The organism is Pseudomonas sp. SORGH_AS_0211 (assembly GCF_031453455.1).
Taxonomy (GTDB): Bacteria; Pseudomonadota; Gammaproteobacteria; order Pseudomonadales; family Pseudomonadaceae; genus Chryseomonas; species Chryseomonas aestiva.
The window spans coordinates 3244838-3262070 of the sequence record NZ_JAVIZV010000001.1 but is presented as its reverse complement, the minus strand read 5'-3'; the positions used below and the strand labels follow the sequence as shown (position 1 = coordinate 3262070).

Below are 17233 nucleotides of genomic sequence, written 5' to 3'. Positions count from 1 at the left end.
AAACATCCTGGCGATGGCCGACGGCCGATAGACCCTGAGTCTACCGGCTGGAGCCCCGTTGCAGGCGGGGAGACGAGGGCGGCTGTGCACTGCGTCATGCGTCGGTCAACACATTGCGGGCTGGTGTCCGGCGCGGGTGATCCTTACCCTGGCCGCAGACAGCGAACAGCGAGGCGTAGGATGTCCGAGGCGCTCACTCCCGGATTCATGGTGGTACACGGCAATCGGCTCGAAGAGCTGCGCGGCCTGGCGGTCGGCTGGATGCGGCGCTATCCCCTGGCGCCACTAGAAAACGAACAGGTGCTGGTGCAGAGCAATGGCATCGCCCAGTGGCTCAAGCTGGCGCTGGCCGAGGATCCGCGCGGGGACGACGAGGGCGGCTGCGGGGTGGCCGCGGCGCTGGAAGTGCAACTGCCGGCGGCCTTTCTCTGGCGGACCTATCGGCAGGTGCTGGGCCGTGACCAGGTCCCGCCATCCTCGCCGCTGGATCGCGCGCCCCTGACCTGGCGCCTGATGCGGCTCTTGCCGACGCTGCTCCTGCAACCGGACTTCGCTGCGCTGCGGCGCTTTCTCGACGATGACGGCGATCTGCGCAAGCGCTATCAGCTGGCCGAGCGGCTGGCCGATCTCTATGACGGCTACCAGGTCTATCGCGCCGACTGGCTCAACGACTGGGCGGCGGGACGCGATCTGCTGGCCAGCCTGCGTGACGGCCGGCGTGCCCTGCCGGAGAGTTGCCGCTGGCAGGCGCAGCTGTGGCGGGCGCTGCTGGACGACGTGGGCGACGGTGGCCTGGCCCGCAGTCGCGCCGGGGTGCACCGGCGTTTTCTGGAGGTCATGCAGGCGGCGACCGAGCCGCCAGCCGGTCTGCCGCGGAGGGTGGTGATCTTTGGGCTGTCGGCGATTCCGGCGCAGACGCTGGAAGCCCTGGCCGCGCTGGCGCGCTTCAGCCAGGTGCTGCTCTGCGTGCACAATCCCTGTCGCCATCACTGGTCCGACATCGTCGCCGACCAGGATCTCCTGCGGCAGAACTACCGGCGCCAGCAGCGCAAGCCGGGCATGCCGCAGACCCTGGATGCCGAGGCGCTGCACCAGCACGGCCAGCCGCTGCTGGCGAGCTGGGGCAAGCAGGGCCGCGACTACATCCACCTGCTGGACGAATTCGACGAACCCGATGGCTATCGGCGCCTGTTCGAGGACCTCAATGGCGGGCGCATCGACCTCTTCGCCGACACCGAACCCCAGCACCTGCTCGGCCAGTTGCAGGATGACATTCTCGAATTGCGCCCGCTGAGCGAGACCCGTGAACATTGGCCAACAGTGGATCCGGCGCGGGACAGGTCCATGCGCTTCCATGTGGCCCACAGTCCGCAGCGCGAAGTGGAGATCCTCCATGACCAGTTGCTGGCGCGCTTCAGCAGCGACAGCAGCCTCAGGCCGCGCGACGTCATCGTCATGGTGCCGGACATCGATGCCTATGCGCCGCACATCCGCGCGGTGTTCGGCCAGCTGGAGCGCCAGGATCCGCGCTTCATCCCCTTCAGCCTGGCCGATCAGCACCAGCGCGGTTTCCAGCCGCTGCTGATCGCCCTGGAGCATCTGCTGCAGCTGCCCGACAGTCGCTTCGCCCTGAGCGAGATCCTCGACCTGCTGGATGTGCCGGCGCTGCGCACCCGCTTCGGGCTGCGCGAGGGCGATCTGCCGACCCTGCACCTCTGGCTGGAAGGCGCGGGCGTGCGCTGGGGGCTGGATGCCGAGCAGCGCAGTCGCCTCGATCTGCCCGAGGGGCTGACGCAAAACACCTGGCGCTTCGGCCTGAGGCGCATGCTGCTGGGCTACGCCGTGGGCAGCGGCGCCGCCCTGGGCGATATCGAGCCCTTCGACGAGGTGGGTGGCCTGGATGCGGCCCTGGTCGGGCCGCTGGTGGATCTGCTCGATGCGCTGGACGCGGCCCAGGCGGCGCTGGCCCAGCCAGCCCGACCGGGGGAGTGGGGCGCCCGCCTGCAGGCGCTGCTGGCGCTGTTCTTCAGCGCCCAGGACGAGCACGACGAATACCTGCTGGAGCAGCTGGAAAACCTCCGTGAGCGCTGGCTGGAGTTGTGCGAGGACGTGGCCCTGGATGAAGAGCTGCCGCTCACCGTGGTCCGCGAGGCCTGGCTGGCCGGACTGGATTCCGGGGGACTGGCGCAGCGCTTTCTCGCCGGGGCGGTCAATTTCTGCACCCTGATGCCCATGCGCGCCATTCCCTTCCGCGTGGTCTGTCTGCTGGGCATGCACGATGGCGCCTATCCGCGCATCCAGTCGCCACTGGATTTCGATCTCATGGCCCAGGACTATCGTCCCGGTGACCGCTCGCGGCGCGAGGATGATCGCTATCTGCTGCTGGAGGCGCTGCTCTCGGCGCGCGATCAGTTCTATGTCAGTTGGGTGGGGCGCAGCATTCGCGACAACAGCGAGCGCCCGCCATCGGTGCTGGTCGCCCAGTTGCGTGACCATCTCCAGTCCGGTTGGCGGCTGGCGGGGCATGAAGCAGAGCCGGAGCGCCTGCTGGCCGCCCTGACCCAGGAGCATCCGCTGCAGCCCTTCAGCGCCCGTTACTTCCGCGGCGAGCGCGGCTATTTCAGCTTTGCCGCCGAATGGCTGGGCGTGCATGACCGCACCACCCGCGCCGAGGATGCCCTGTTGCCGCCACTGGTGCCCGAAGAACCCCTGGGTCTCGATGACCTGGCGCGCTTTCTGCGCGGACCGGTGGACCTGTTCTTCGCCAATCGCCTCAAGGTGCACTTCGCGGCGCCCGATGCGCCGGCGGAAGACGAGGAACCCTTCGGCCTGGACGCCCTGACCCGCTACCAGTTGGGCGAAGACCTGCTGACGGCGGCTCTGGCCGTGCCGGCCGAGGCGGAGCCGGCGCTGATGGCCGCCGCCGAGCGCCTGCGCGGCAGCGGTCGTTTGCCGCTGGCGGGCTTTGGTGAACGGGCCGGGCGGGCCTTGCGCGAGCCTCTGCCCGCCGTGGTCGCCCAGGTCGAGGCCTTGGCGCTGCGCTGGCCCGAACCCCTGGAAGAGGCCGTGACCCTGGATCTCGAACACAAAGAGCTGCAACTGGTGGCCAACCTCGAACGGCTGCGTCGTGGCCCCGAAGGGCTGCTGGCCCTGACCGCCCAGGCCAATGGCCTGGGCAATACCCGCACTCGCAAGTGGCATCGGCTGCTGCGACCCTGGGTGCAGCACCTGGTCGCCGCGGCCGGTGGCCTGCAGCTGACCACCGCGGTGGTGGCGACCGATCTGACCCTGCTGCTGGCACCGCTGGACGCTGAGCTGGCCCGGCGTCAGCTGAACGAGTTGCTTGATGCCTGGGCGCTGGGCCAGCGGCGTCCGCTGCCCGTCGCGCCGCGCACCGCCTTCGCCTGGCTGGCCAATGACCCGGACCAGGCCCTGGCCGCCGCCGAGCAGGCCTATCAGGGCGAGGCCGCGACCCACCCGGCACTGCGTCGGCAGTATCCGGACTTCGCCGCCTTGCTGGCCGACGAGGAATTCGATGGCTGGTGCCAGACCCTCTATGCGCCGGTGTACACCGCCGGCTGGCAGGTGGTTGGCGGGGAGGCACAAGCATGAGTCAGCGTCCGCTCGCCCTGCGCTTTCCGCTGCAGGGCAATCAGCTCATCGAAGCCAGTGCCGGCACCGGCAAGACCTTCACCATCTCCGCGCTCTATGTGCGTCTGGTGCTGGGCCACGGTACACCCGAGACGGCCTTCGGGCGTGAATTGCTGCCGCCGCAGATCCTGGTGGTGACCTTTACCGAGGCCGCCACCCAGGAATTGCGCGATCGCATTCGCCATCGCCTGGCCGAGGCGGCGCGCTTCTTTCGCGACGAGATCGCGGCGCCCGATGCGCTGCTCGCCGAATTGCGCGAGGACTTTCCCGCCGAGGCCTGGGCCGATTGCGCCCGGCGCCTGGACATCGCCGCCCAGTGGATGGACGAGGCGGCCGTCTCCACCATTCACAGCTGGTGCCAGCGCATGCTCCGAGAGCACGCCTTCGACAGTGGCAGCCTCTTCGTGCAGAACCTGGAGCAGGACCAGAGCGAGTTGCTCGCCCAGGTGGTGCGCGACTACTGGCGGCGCTTCTGCTATCCCCTCGAAGGGGAGGCGCTGGACTGGGTGATCGAGCATTGGGGCGAACCCCGCGCCCTGGCTGCACGCCTGCGCCCCCTGTTGAGCGAGGCCCTGGGCGCGCCCCAGGGCGAACCCGCCGCCTTGCTGGCCACCGCCCTGGCCGAACGCCGAGAGCGGTTGGCACGACTCAAGGCGCCGTGGGCCAAATGGGCCGAAGAGTTGCGTGAACTCTGCCAGGCCGGCTGCGACGCCAAGGTGGTCGACGGCCGCAAGTTGCAGAAGAGGTTCTTCGGGCCCTGGTGCGACAAGCTGGTCGCCTGGGCGGACAACCCCGCCAGCGAGGACCTGGATATCGGCACCGGCTTTACCCGGCTGACCGAGGAGGGCTTCGCCGAGGCCTGGACCAAGGCCAGTCCGCCGGATCATCCGGCCCTGGCGGCCATGGCGCGTCTGCCCGGGCAACTGGCCGAGCTGCCCAGCCCCGAGGTGCCGCTGCTGGAGCACGCGGCGGCCTGGGTGCAGCAGAAATTCGAGCGCGAGAAGCTGCGCCGCGCCGAGCTGGGTTTCGACGACATCCTTACCCGCCTGGACCGGGCGCTGCAGGCCGATGGCGCCGGGGCGCGGCTGGCGGCGCTGATCCGCGAGCAGTTCCCGGTGGCGCTGATCGACGAATTCCAGGACACCGACCCGGTGCAGTACCGCATCTTCAACACTGTCTATGGCGCGGGCGAGGGCACCGGGCTGTTCCTGATCGGCGATCCCAAGCAGGCCATCTATGCCTTCCGTGGCGCGGACATCCACACCTATCTGCAGGCGCGTCGTGCCAATGCCGGCCACCTGCATTCGCTGGACACCAACTTCCGTTCCACCGCCGCCGTGGTCGCGGCGGTCAACCAGGTATTCCAGCATGGCGAGATGACGGCACCGCGCGCAGCCTTCCTGTTCCGCCAGGGCGAGGACAATCCGGTGCCCTTCGAGCCGGTCCGCGCCCAGGGCCGGCGCGAAGCCCTAGAAATCGACGGCCTACCGGGTGCGGCCCTGACCTTCTGGCAGCTGGCCGGCGACGAGCCCCTGGCCGGCACCGCCTATCGCGCCACCCTGGCCGAGAGCACCGCTAGCGAGATCGTGCGGCTGCTGAGCCTGGCCGCCGAGGGCAGGGCCGGCTTTCGCCGTGAAGACGGCGAACTGGTGCCCCTGCGGCCCGCCGATATCGCCATCCTGGTGCGCGCCGGCAGCGAGGCCCAGGCGGTGCGCCAGGCGCTGGTGCGGCGCGGGGTGCGCAGCGTCTATCTGTCGGATAAGGACTCGGTATTCACCGCCCAGGAGGCCCGCTGCCTGCTGGACTGGCTCAAGGCCTGTGCCGAGCCCGATGTGGATCGCCGGCTGCGCGCGGCTCTGGGCAGCCTGACCCTCGACCTGCCGCTGGCCGAACTGGATGCCCTCAACCACGACGAGCAGGCCTGGGAGTCGCGGGTGCTGCAATTCCGTGGCTATCGCCAGCTCTGGCGTGGCCAGGGCGTACTGCCCATGCTGCGCCGCCTGCTGCAGGACTTCCGGCTGCCACAGCGGCTGATGGCCCGCGCCGATGGCGAGCGGGTGCTGACCAATCTGCTGCACCTCGCCGAACTCTTGCAGCGCGCCGCTGGCGAGCTGGACGGCGAACAGGCGCTGATTCGCCACCTGGCCGAGCAGCTGGCCGCCCAGGGCGCCGCCGAGGAGCAGATCCTGCGCCTGGAAAGCGACGCCGAGCTGGTCAAGGTGGTGACGGTGCACAAGTCCAAGGGCCTGGAATACCCGCTGGTGTTCCTACCCTTCGCCTGCGCCTATCGTGCCGAGGAAGGCACCACCCTGCCGCTGCGCTATCACGATGACCAGGGCCGGGTACGCCGGACCTACAAGCCCTCCGCCGAGGAACTGGCCCGCGCCGATGACGAACGTCTGGCCGAGGACCTGCGCCTGCTCTATGTCGCCCTGACCCGGGCCCGTCATGCCTGCTGGGTCGGAGTGGCCGATCTCAAGCGCGGGCGCAGCAAGGAATCCGGCTTCGCCCGCAGCGCCCTGGGCTACCTGGCCACCGGCGGTGAGCCCCTGGCGAGTTCGGCGGCCCTGGGCACCGCCCTCGGTACTCTGATCGACGCGCAACCCGATACCCTCGTCCTGCCACTGCCTGAAGCCGATCCGGCCCGACTGCCCGAGTCCCGTGAAGCCCCGGTAACCCTCAAGGCGCTGACGGCGCGGCGGGCGGCCCGCGAGGACTGGTGGATCGCCTCCTACAGCGCCCTGCGCATCGGCACGCGGCTGGGTGAGGCGCAGGAGAAGGGCCCGTTCAACCTGGAGCTGGACCTGGATACCCCGGCGGCCCAGAAACTGTTCGACGACGATCGCCTCGCTCCGGACGAGGCGCGTCAGCCGGCGGCCGGCGAAGACCTGCACCGCTTTCCCCGCGGCCCCGGTCCGGGCACCTTCCTGCACAGCCTGCTGGAGTGGGTCGGCGAGGAAGGCTTCACCGCCATCCAGGCCGCGCCCGAGCGGCTGGACGACCTGATCGCCCGGCGTTGCCAGCGGCGTGGCTGGAATCACTGGATTCCCATCCTGCAGGGCTGGCTGCGCCAGTTGCTGGCACTGCCGCTGCCCTTGCCGGGAGGCAGCCAGCCCCTGGGCGAACTGGCGCGCTACCAGGTGGAAATGGAATTCTGGTTCGCCACCCATGGCGTCGATCTGGAGCGGCTGGATGACCTGGTGAGTCGTGGCACCCTTGGCGGCCAGGCGCGGCCGATGCTGGAGCCGGGACAGCTCAACGGCCTGTTCAAGGGCTTCATCGACCTGGTTTTCGAGCACGAGGGCCGCTATTTCGTGGTGGACTACAAGTCCAACTGGCTGGGGGCCGAAGCCGGGGCCTATACCCGCGCGGCCATGGAAGCCGCCGTCCTGGCCAAGCGCTACGACCTGCAGTACGTGCTCTACAGCCTGGCCGTGCACCGCCTGCTCAAGGCGCGGCTGCCCGACTACCGCTACGAGCGCCATTTCGGCGGCGCCGTCTACCTCTTCCTGCGCGGCTGCGATCCGGCTGGCCACGGCGTCTTCGTCGAGCGACCCGCCCAGGCCCTGATCGAGACCCTGGATCTGCTGTTCAGTGGTGCGGAGAATGCCCATGTCTGATTTCAGCCCCGCCACCGAACGGCTGCTGCGCCTGGCATCCCTGGCCCAGGAACGTCCCCTCGCCCCGCTCGAACAGCGTGACGACCTCTTTCGCCTGCTGGAGCTCTGGGTGCAGCGCGGCTGGCTCCGTCAGGTGGACCGGGCCTTCACCAGCTTTCTCGGCGAACTCGAACCCCAGGGCGACTCGGCGGTGCTGCTGGCCGCGGCCCTGGCCAGCCATCAGCTCGGCCATGGCCATGTCTGCCTGGATCTCGCCGCCACCCTGCGCAATCCCGACGCCGCCCTGTCGCTGCCACCCGAGGGCGACGAGGCGCGCGCTTCGCTCCTGCCGTCGCAGTTGCTGCATGGCCAGACCCTCGACGCCTGGCAGCGGGCATTGCTGGCCAGCGCCCTGGTCGATGGCGACGGCAGCTGTCCGGAGCGACCGCTGGTGCTGGGCGGCGAGCGCCTCTACCTGCGGCGCTACTGGAGTTACGAACGGGCGGTGGCCGCCAGCCTGCGTCAGCGTCTGGCCACTCCCGAGCCGCTGCCGGCGGATTTAGCGGAGCGCCTCGACCGGCTGTTTCCGCCGGATCCCGATGCGGGTGGCGAACCCGACTGGCAGAAACTGGCCTGCGCCTTGGCGGTACGGGGCGCCTTCAGCATCATTACCGGCGGCCCCGGCACCGGCAAGACCACCACCGTGGTGCGACTGCTGGCGCTGCTTCAGGCGCCCGCGGTGGCGGCCGGTCGCCCCTTGCGTATCCGCCTGGCCGCACCGACCGGCAAGGCGGCTGCGCGCCTCACCGAATCCATCGGCGGCCAGGTCAGTCGTCTGCCGGTGGATGATGAGCTGCGCCGGCACATCCCCACCGGGGTGACCACGGTGCACCGGCTGCTGGGCAGTCGCCCCAACACCCGGCACTTCCGCCACCACCGCGGGCATCCCTTGCCGCTGGATGTGCTGGTGGTGGACGAAGCCTCGATGATCGACCTGGAAATGATGGCCAGCCTGCTGGCGGCCTTGCCGCCCAGGGCGCGCCTGGTCCTGCTCGGTGACAAGGATCAGCTGGCCTCGGTGGAAGCGGGCGCGGTGCTGGGCGATCTCTGCCGGGATGCCGAGGCCGGACGCTACAGTCCGGCCACCCGCGCCTGGCTGGAAGCCGTGAGTGGCCAGTCGCTGGCCCGGACGCCGCTGACGGTCGGCGACGACCAGGGTGACGCCCTGGCGCAGCAGGTGGTGATGCTCAGGCGCTCGCGGCGTTTCGGCGCCGGCAGCGGCATCGGCCAGCTGGCCCGCCGGGTCAATGCCCAGGACGGTCCGGGTGCGCAGCAGGTGCTGGTCGACGGCGGCTACGCCGATCTTCATCGGGTGCTGCTCAAGGGCCCGGAGGATCGTGCCCTGGAACGCCTGGTGCTGGAAGGGCGCGGGCGCGCCCGCGGCTATCGTCATTATCTGCAGGTCCTGCATGAGACCCGGCCCCAGCTCGACACCGTGATGGAGGACCCGGCCTGGACGCGCTGGGCCGGCCAGGTGCTGGCCGCTTTCGACGATTTCCAGCTGCTCTGCGCTGTGCGCAAAGGGCCCTGGGGCGTGGAAGGCCTCAACCTGCGCATCGCCAGCGCCCTGCTGGCGGCCGGTCTGCTCGCGGGCGAGCATGGCTGGTACGAGGGCCGCCCGGTGCTGGTGACGCGCAACGACTACAGCCTGGGGCTAATGAACGGCGACATCGGCATCACCCTCTGCCTGCCGGACGCCAGCCAGCCCGGGCGCAAGGTCCTGCGGGTCGCCTTTCCCCGCGGCGATGGCAGCGGCGGCCTCAGATTCGTCCTGCCCAGCCGGCTGGCGGCGGTGGAGACGGTGTTCGCCATGACCGTGCACAAATCCCAGGGCTCGGAATTCGCCCACACCGCCCTGCTGCTGCCCGAGCAGCTCAGTCCGGTGCTGACCAAGGAGCTGGTCTATACCGGCATCACCCGGGCGCGCGATGATTTCACCCTGATCGAGGCCCGCGGCGGCATCTTCGCCGAGGCCGTGGCCCGGCGGGTCCGCCGCGTCAGCGGGCTGGATCTGGATTTGCGAAACACTGTGTAAATGTACAGATAAATGCTGGACGCTCCCCGTGCGCCTGCCTAAGGTGAGGGGAGCCGTCCGCGATGAGAGCGCCATGACTTCCCTGCCTTTCGTTTCCCTTGTGCTTCCCCTGTTGCTGCTGGCTGGCTGGGCGGGTTCGGCCGTCTGGCTGACTGGGCGCCAGCGCTATCTGCAACAGCAACTCGACAGCGCCGCCGAGCGCTACGACATGCTGCGCGACGACCTGCAACGGGCCGAGCTGGCCAATGGTCGCCAGGTGGTGGAACTGGGCGCCGAGCGCGAACGCACCGCCACCCTGCAGCGCCAGCTGGAGGCCAATCGCGAGCTGGAGGCCGAGTTGCGCCAGCAGACCCGCCAGGCCCAGTTGCAGGCCGCCGAACAGCACGCCCTGGCCGAGGCCACCCGCGCCCAGCTGCAGGGCAGCCAGGAACAGCTCGCCGAATTGCGCGAGCGCCAGCACCGCGAGCAGCAGCTGCACGCCGAGGTGCAGGAACGCCATGCGCGCCTGGCCGAAGAACACGCGACGCTCAGGACCACCCTGGAGCAGAAGGAGGAGCACTTCCAGGCGCAGCAGCTACTACTGCGCGAGAGTCGCGAGCAACTCAAGCTGGAATTCGAGCAACTGGCCGGGCGCATCTTCGACGCCAAGGGCCAGGCTTTCGCCCAGCACAGCCAGCAATCGCTGGATGCCCTGTTGCGGCCGTTTCGCGAGCAGATCGAAGGCTTTCGTGCCAAGGTCGAGGACATCCACCACAAGGATGTCCAGCAGCAGGCGGCGCTCGGCCAGCAACTGCTCGACCTCAAGGAGCTCAACCGCCAGATCACCCAGGAGGCCCACGACCTGGCCACCGCCCTGCGCGGCCAGAAGAAGGCGCAGGGCAACTGGGGCGAACTCATCCTGGAAAACGTGCTGGAGCGCTCCGGCCTGCGCGAGGGCCGCGACTTCGTCCGCGAGCGCAGCTTCACCACCGAGACCGGCCGCCGCCGGCCGGACGTGCTGGTCCATCTGCCGCAGAAGAAGCACCTGGTGGTGGACGCCAAGGTGTCGCTCAACGCCTATACCCGCTACGTCAACAGCGAGGACGAGGGCGAGCGGCGCCTGGCCCTGGGCGAGCACGTGCGCGCCGTGGGCGAGCGCATCCGCGAGCTGGCCGATCGCGAATACTTCAGCCTGCCGGGGCTCAATTCGCCGGAGATGGTCTTTCTGTTCATTCCCATCGAATCGGCCTTCGTCGAGGCGCTCAAGGCCGACGAAAGCCTGTTCCAGCGCGCCATCGAGCAGAACGTGCTGGTGGCGACGCCCACCACTCTGCTGACCAGCCTCAACATCGTCCGCCAGCTGTGGCGCTTTGAAGACCAGAATCGCCATACCGCCGAACTGGCCGAGCGCGCCGGCAAGGTCTACGACAAGCTGCGCACCTTTCTCGGCAGCATGGACGGCATCGGCAGGAGTCTGGACAAGGCCGGCGAGGCCTATCGCAAGGCCTGCGGCCAGCTGGTGGGCGGCCCGGGCAACCTGGTCAAGCAGGTGGCGGACTTCAAGGAACTGGGCGTGGCGGTACGCACCGAACTGGACGGCCAGTGGACCGAGCGGGCGGAGCTGGAGCTGACGATGGTGGAGCTGGAAGCCGCAGCCGAGTCTTCCGACCGGGACTGATTCGGGAAGACCTGGCAGGAGAGCCGGCGATCCGCCTGGACGATGCAGGGAGGAGGACGGTACGCCTGACCGGCGCCAGGTGCACCGGTCAGGCAGTAGGGCTCAGTGGTGCTCGCGGGTGGCGCGGAATTTGATCTCCGGCCAGCGCTCTTCCATCAGCGCCAGATTGACCCGGGTCGGCGCCAGGTAGGTGAGGTGACCACCGCCATCCACCGCCAGGTTCTCGAAGGCCTTGTTCTTGAAGTCTTCGAGCTTCTTCTTGTCGTCGCACTCGATCCAGCGCGCCGACCAGACGTTGATGGCCTCGTAGGCGCACTCCACCTTGTATTCTTCCTTCAGGCGACTGGCGACCACGTCGAACTGCAGCACGCCCACGGCGCCGAGCACGATGTCGTTGTTGCGCTCGGGGAAGAACACCTGGGTGGCGCCTTCCTCGGCCAGTTCCTGCAGACCCTGGCGCAGCTGCTTGGATTTCAGCGGATCCTTCAGGCGCACGCGGCGGAACAGTTCCGGGGCGAAATGCGGGATACCGGTGAAGCCCAGCAGCTCGCCTTCGGTGAAGGTGTCGCCGATCTGGATGGTGCCGTGGTTGTGCAGGCCGATGATGTCGCCGGCGAAGGCCTCTTCCAGGTGCTCGCGCTCGCTGGAGAAGAAGGTCAGGGCATCGGCGATCTTGAGGTCCTTCTTGATCCGCACGTGGCGCAGTTTCATGCCCTTCTCGTACCTGCCCGAGCAGATGCGCATGAAGGCGATGCGGTCGCGGTGCTTGGGATCCATGTTCGCCTGGATCTTGAACACGAAGCCGGAAAACTTCTCTTCCACCGGTTCCACTACCCGCTCGTGGGCGGCGCGCGACAGCGGGCGCGGCGCCCAGTCGACCACGGCGTCGAGCACCTGGTCGACGCCGAAGTTGCCCAGGGCGGTACCAAAGAACACCGGGGTCATCTCGCCGCGCAGGAAGGCCTCGCCATCGAACTCGTGGCAGGCGCCCTGCACCAGCTCCAGCTCCTCGACGAAGCGCTCATAGAGATCGCCCAGGTGGGCGCGGGCCTCGTCGGAGTCCAGCTTGTCGATGGTCTTGGTGGCGATGCGCTCGTGACCATGGCCGGGGGTGTAGACGTAGATGCGGTCATCCGAGAGGTGATAGACGCCCTTGAAGTCGCGATAGCTGCCGATCGGCCAGGTGATGGGCGCGGCCTTGATCTTGAGCACCGCCTCGATCTCGTCGAGCAGTTCGATGGGATCGCGGATATCGCGGTCGAGCTTGTTGATAAAGCTGACGATGGGGGTGTCGCGCAGGCGGCAGACGTCCATCAGGGCGATGGTGCGGGGTTCGACGCCCTTGCCGCCGTCGAGCACCATCAGCGCCGAATCCACCGCGGTCAGGGTGCGGTAGGTGTCTTCGGAGAAGTCTTCGTGGCCGGGGGTGTCGAGCAGGTTGATCATGTGCTCGCGGTAGGGGAACTGCATCACCGAAGTGGTGATGGAGATGCCGCGCTGCTTTTCCATCTCCATCCAGTCGGAGGTCGCATGGCGGTCGGATTTGCGCGACTTCACCGTGCCCGCGACGGCGATGGCCTGGCCCATCAGCAGCAGCTTTTCGGTGATGGTGGTCTTGCCCGCGTCGGGGTGGGAAATGATGGCGAAGGTACGGCGCTTGGCGACTTCGGCGGCCTGGGTGGTCATGGATGAACCTGGGCGGGAAGAAAAAAGAGGGGGCGGAGTATAGCAGAGGGCAGCCCCACCGGCTTGAGGTCGGTGGGGCTGCGCCAGGCGCCGCTCAGCGCTGCGGCTGGATGTTGCCGTCGCAGCAGGGCGGGGTGCGTTTGCGGCGGACCAGCCGCTTGCCCAGGGCCATGCCCGGGATCTCGATGTATCTGTGGGTCAGGCAGGCGAAGGCGAAGACCACCGCCAGTTCCACCAGCACCACCAGGTTGTCCAGCACGACGCTGCCGGTGGCGATGTAGCGGATCATGAAGGGCAGCGGCGCATCATGGGAGGGCGCCACCACTGTGAGGTCCTGGTGGAGCAGCTTGCCCAGCACGATGAAGGCGCTCTTGACCACGAAGATCACCGCGGCGTGGCACAGGTAGATCGAATAGGACAGCACGCCCAGGCGTACGAAGAGCCCCTGGTGCAGCACGCTGGAGACCAGGCCGCGCTCGAAGGCGAAGGTGAGGACGGTGACGCAGAACACAAGAGTCGCCAGCACGCCCTTCTTGGGCACCGGCAGATCGGAGGTCATCACCGCGGCACCGGCGATCAGGCAGGCCAGCTCTAGCAGGGTGCCACCGAATTGCCCCTGGTTGTGCTGCTTGATCCAGACGTAGAGGCGATAGGTGCAGGCGCCGGCGAAAAAGCACGACAGGCCGCGGAAGATCTCGGTCTTCAGCGGCAGGAAGGGAAACAGCAGCTGCACGAAGGCCAGCAGGGCGATCGCCAGGAACCACTGGCGCTGATGACCCTGGCCCTTGAGTACCAGCAGACCGAAGATCAGATAGAGGTAGAACTCGATGCTGATGCTCCAGGACGGGTAGTTGAACGAACCGGTGATGGCCTGGCCCAGCCAGGATTGCAGCAGCAGCAGATTGGGCAGGAATTGCTCGGGTGCGGTGGCGCCGCTGAAAGCCGGATCGTTGAAGCCGACCCCCAGCTTTTCCGCCAGCAGGCGACCGCATTCCAGCAGTACATAGAGCCCGAGCATGGCCAGGTGCAGCGGCAGGATCCGCGCCGAGCGACTGATGGCGAAATCGCGATAGTCGTCCAGGGTCCGCAGACGGTTTTCGTAGGTGTGCATGAGTACGAAGCCGCTGAGCACGAAGAAGAATTCAACGAACAGGTAGGCGTTGGCGATCAGCGGATTTTCCGAGGCGGCCTGAGCGACATAAGTATGGAACAGGACGACGGCGACGGCGAGCAGGCCGCGAAAGCTATCCAAAGCGACAAATCTTTCCATGGGAGATCCCTGAGGGTGCGGCAAGAAAGGCGAACGGATGCAGCGCTGCCGTTAGGGGGAAAGAGCGCAGGGGTAGTGCGGAAAAACGATAGCTGACATGGCATCCTTTCTCTTGTGCGTCGCAAGCGTCTTAATAGTCGCACTATTACTTGCTGTTACATTTTGATCGCTAAATGCCAGCAAGTTCTTGCCAGGCCGTCCATGGCGAGGCGTTTTGTGATTGCAGTCACCGATTTCCGGACATGTTGTCGCATAACTGCAAGAAGGCGCCGCCTGGTTCGCCTGGCGGCGCTTCGGTCAGCGCGGGCCCAGCGCCTGGCAGTCGGCGGGCTTCACGTACTTCTGCAGCACGCTCCACTGCGGCCGGGGTTTGCCCTTGACCGGCTCGATTGCCAGTGGGTAGTCGCCCCAGTTGGGGCCGGCTGCCCAGTACATGGCCGGGATGCATTCCTGCCGCAGCCGTGCCAGCAACCTGTCCATGGCTGCCAGCCAGCGCGGATCGTTGTCCGGTACGCCGAACTCGCCGATGTGACCGCGCTTGCCGTGCTGCTTGAGCCAGGTGATGAAAGGCTCGACCCGGCGGATGCCGACATCCGGGTCGAAATCGGTCATGTCCTTCCTGAGGTATTTGCCGCCACCGTCATTGTCGAAATAGACGTGCGCCGAATAGATCAGGTTGTCGGCCGGGTCCTTGAGGCCGAGCAGCTTGGCGTTGTAGCGCGGCCAGAGATAGCTGCTGGACCAGCCGTTGCCTTCGATCAGGATCGGTCGCGCCCGATCGACGTCACGCACGGCGTCGATGCCATGCTGCGCCGCCACCGGCCACTGCTCAACCGCATCGTGGGGCTCGTTCATGATGTCGTAGGCGGCCAGGGCAGGGTGCTCGTGCCAGCGCTGGGCGATTCGCTGCAGGACATCGGCATAGGCCGGATAGGGCACCGCCGCGCTGCCGATGAGCTGGCCGCGGTATCTCATGTAGTTGTGCAGATCCAGGATCACGCTCATGCGATAGCGCTTGGCATTGTCCAGGGTCTGGTCGATCAGCTTGGCGTAGGCGGGGTCCAGGGGTTGCCCCAGACGCGGCTGCAGGCGCTCCCAGATGACCGGGAAGCGGATCACCCGGATACCCTTGGCCGCCCAGCGCCGGTAATGACCGGCGTCGGGAAAGAAATAGTTGGTGCCCGGTTTGCCCGGCAGTACGTGAGGGGCGAAGCCGGCGCCGGAGAAATTCAGGCCGATCAGATCGGTGGGAAAATCCCGCGGAGTGGCCTGGGTGACCGGTGTGGCTGCCAGGCTGAGCAGGGCGAACAGGGTGGTGATAGCGGATTTCAGGCGTAGCGTCATCGGCAAGGTCCCGGACAGTGACGGAAGACGTTGGGTGATCGGGCGCAGGGGCTCGACTCGCCATCAGGCCTGAAGAGACGCCGGGAAGTTGCAGTGCAACGCTCAGAAGGTGCGCCAGACAACGTTAATGCCAGGCGAAATCAGTGGAAATGCGAGCTGGGTAGGGCTGGCGGGCAGCGCAAGGCTGGACGTTGGGGTGTCTGGCGAGGGGCGGGATGAAAGCCGCTGGAGCGGGTAATGAGCTGCCTGTGACTACTTTCCATCGGTTGATGGCGCAGGCAGATCATTCGAAAGCGGTGTTTAGCGACGCAGGCAGATTCCAGCCCACTGCTCTGCTTCGCGGCGGGCCGAAGCCTCGTCATCGAAGTCGGCGATCAGGCCGCCATGAGCATAGACCACGACCCAATTTTCCACCTTGGGTTGCAGCAGCATTACCGGGGCAGAGGATAGAACAGCAGAGTCCAACGATGCACAAGCCGTCATGTCATTCATAACGTTCCCTTTGAAGTTAGCTCGATGAATAGTCTGTTTTTATGGCGGTACCAGGAATGGCGCTTGGTGCTATCACTGGGCCACCTATTGACCTTGGTATGGCTGAATGTTCCCTCAAAGCGTCAGCCACTCGTCGGCATGATAAAGAGGTGCCAAAACCTCGTCATCGCACTGGCGCACAAAAAGATGTTTCAGTGATGACCGTACGTCAGCCAGGCTGTGTGGCGCTCCACGAAACCGAGGCGGCTCGCGACGCTATCTGCGACGGGGTTCGCGCTGGTGCTGCAAAGCAGCTAACAGTAAGTGTATTAAATTTATCGTCACATATTTGTCAGCGGCTCTAGCCCGCGCCTCTCCCTTTTGATGCGATATGAAAGCCTCTCGCCCGGGCCTTTCACTCTGTCAAGTCATGCAGTTTTCGCGATCGGATTGGCATTGAGCGAGTCTATTGGGTTAGCCTGAAAAGGAGCTGACGAACTATCGACTGCGATGGGCGTCAATCTCTTCGGTCGAGGCAAGGCGCCATGTCGTTCCCCAGGGAGCGACACCCAAGGGCTAGGCAGATCCGAGATCCGCAGTGCCCCGTTGGTCCAGCCGGCATACCCGCCATGCCCTGCTGTGTCTCGACCCTGAACCCGGACAGCCGTCCTGCGCCTCGCTCCTGTCGCGAGGTCCGCACTCGGAAGGCATGCGGCCTGTCCGCCCGTTGAAGGAGCCTGACATGGCGAAGTTCAAGACCCTCCTGCTCGGCACGGCCGCGGGAGTGGTGATCCTGGCGCTGCTGGTGCACTGGATCGGTAGGGATACCCTCGCTACCTATCGCGCGGATCTGCTGTTCTATCTCCAGGCCCATCTCTACCTGGTGGTCGTTTCCATGGTATTGGCGCTGCTGGTGGGACTCCCCGCCGGGGTCCTGCTCAGTCGACCGCGATTCGCCCGCAGCGCCGAGCGCTTCATGCAGGTGTTCAACATCGGCAATACCGTCCCCCCGCTGGCGGTGCTGGCCATTGCCCTGGGCATCGTCGGCATTGGCGACGGACCGGCGATCCTGGCGCTGTTCCTCGCCTCGCTGCTGCCCATCGTGCGCAACACCTACGAGGGGCTGAAGAACGTGCCCGCCTCGCTCAAGGAAGCGGCCACCGGCATCGGCATGACGCCTGCCCAGGTGCTGACCAAGGTGGAGCTGCCCAATGCCGTGCCCATCATCATCGGCGGGGTTCGGGTTGCCCTGGCGATCAATGTCGGCACCACGCCGCTGGTATTTCTCATCGGCGCCAACAGCCTGGGCAGCCTGATCTTTCCTGCCATCGCCCTGGAGAACCAGTCACAGCTGCTGCTGGGCGCCGCCGCCACCGCACTGCTGGCGCTGCTGCTGGATGGCCTGGTGCTGCTTGCCAGTCGCCTCTGGCTGGAACGCGGCCTGGCCCGCTAAGGAGACG

The 17233-nt window shown here is 67.0% G+C and carries 9 protein-coding genes; 5 read left to right on the top strand and 4 right to left on the bottom strand.

Going from position 1 to position 17233, the window contains the following annotated elements; genetic code table 11:
- Positions 1-180 precede the first annotated feature (180 nt).
- The 4 genes from recC to rmuC all read left to right on the top strand — a co-directional run bounded on the left by recC (position 181) and on the right by rmuC (position 11002).
- Positions 181-3612: an exodeoxyribonuclease V subunit gamma gene (gene recC, locus QE393_RS15125; protein WP_310044387.1), complete on the top strand. Its 3432-nt coding sequence runs from the start codon at positions 181-183 to the stop codon at positions 3610-3612.
- Entirely contained in the window at positions 3609-7271 is a 3663-nt protein-coding gene (gene recB / locus QE393_RS15120) for an exodeoxyribonuclease V subunit beta (RefSeq protein ID WP_310044386.1), read from the top strand. Before recC ends, recB begins: the two co-directional genes overlap by 4 nt.
- Positions 7264-9345, top strand: coding sequence for an exodeoxyribonuclease V subunit alpha (recD, locus tag QE393_RS15115; protein ID WP_310044384.1), 2082 nt, complete (start codon positions 7264-7266; stop codon positions 9343-9345). The genes recB and recD overlap by 8 nt, the downstream gene beginning before the upstream one ends.
- 73 nt (positions 9346-9418) lie before the next feature.
- The gene (rmuC, locus tag QE393_RS15110; RefSeq protein WP_310044381.1) at positions 9419-11002 is read left to right on the top strand and encodes a DNA recombination protein RmuC; all 1584 of its coding nucleotides are present in this window, start codon (positions 9419-9421) and stop codon (positions 11000-11002) included.
- Between the two features lie 102 nt (positions 11003-11104).
- Here the strand turns inward: rmuC and QE393_RS15105 are convergent, their stop codons facing one another.
- The 4 genes from QE393_RS15105 to QE393_RS15090 all read right to left on the bottom strand — a co-directional run bounded on the left by QE393_RS15105 (position 11105) and on the right by QE393_RS15090 (position 15794).
- A complete protein-coding gene (locus QE393_RS15105) occupies positions 11105-12688 on the bottom strand; it encodes a peptide chain release factor 3 (RefSeq protein WP_133861275.1) in 1584 nt (527 codons plus the stop codon).
- Between the two features lie 94 nt (positions 12689-12782).
- A complete protein-coding gene (locus QE393_RS15100) occupies positions 12783-13958 on the bottom strand; it encodes an acyltransferase (RefSeq protein WP_273861799.1) in 1176 nt (391 codons plus the stop codon).
- A 297-nt stretch (positions 13959-14255) separates the two neighbouring features.
- Positions 14256-15302: a glycoside hydrolase family 5 protein gene (locus QE393_RS15095; protein ID WP_310044377.1), complete on the bottom strand. Its 1047-nt coding sequence runs from the start codon at positions 15300-15302 to the stop codon at positions 14256-14258.
- A 300-nt stretch (positions 15303-15602) separates the two neighbouring features.
- Positions 15603-15794, bottom strand: a complete 192-nt coding sequence (locus tag QE393_RS15090) for a hypothetical protein (RefSeq protein ID WP_158891359.1) — start codon at positions 15792-15794, stop codon at positions 15603-15605.
- Between the two features lie 721 nt (positions 15795-16515).
- Between QE393_RS15090 and QE393_RS15085 the strand changes: the two genes are divergently transcribed.
- Entirely contained in the window at positions 16516-17226 is a 711-nt protein-coding gene (locus QE393_RS15085) for an ABC transporter permease (RefSeq protein ID WP_310044375.1), read from the top strand.
- Positions 17227-17233 lie beyond the last annotated feature (7 nt).

Excerpts from the sequence above, each read along its gene's own strand:
- QE393_RS15085 (WP_310044375.1), top strand. The coding sequence starts at position 16,516 with ATGGCGAAGTTCAAGACCCTCCTGCTCGGCACGGCCGCGGGAGTGGTG.
- rmuC (WP_310044381.1), top strand. The coding sequence starts at position 9,419 with ATGACTTCCCTGCCTTTCGTTTCCCTTGTGCTTCCCCTGTTGCTGCTG.
- QE393_RS15095 (WP_310044377.1), bottom strand. The coding sequence starts at position 15,302 with ATGACGCTACGCCTGAAATCCGCTATCACCACCCTGTTCGCCCTGCTC.
- QE393_RS15090 (WP_158891359.1), bottom strand. The coding sequence starts at position 15,794 with ATGAATGACATGACGGCTTGTGCATCGTTGGACTCTGCTGTTCTATCC.
- recC (WP_310044387.1), top strand. The coding sequence starts at position 181 with ATGTCCGAGGCGCTCACTCCCGGATTCATGGTGGTACACGGCAATCGG.
- QE393_RS15100 (WP_273861799.1), bottom strand. The coding sequence starts at position 13,958 with ATGGAAAGATTTGTCGCTTTGGATAGCTTTCGCGGCCTGCTCGCCGTC.
- QE393_RS15105 (WP_133861275.1), bottom strand. The coding sequence starts at position 12,688 with ATGACCACCCAGGCCGCCGAAGTCGCCAAGCGCCGTACCTTCGCCATC.
- recD (WP_310044384.1), top strand. The coding sequence starts at position 7,264 with ATGTCTGATTTCAGCCCCGCCACCGAACGGCTGCTGCGCCTGGCATCC.
- recB (WP_310044386.1), top strand. The coding sequence starts at position 3,609 with ATGAGTCAGCGTCCGCTCGCCCTGCGCTTTCCGCTGCAGGGCAATCAG.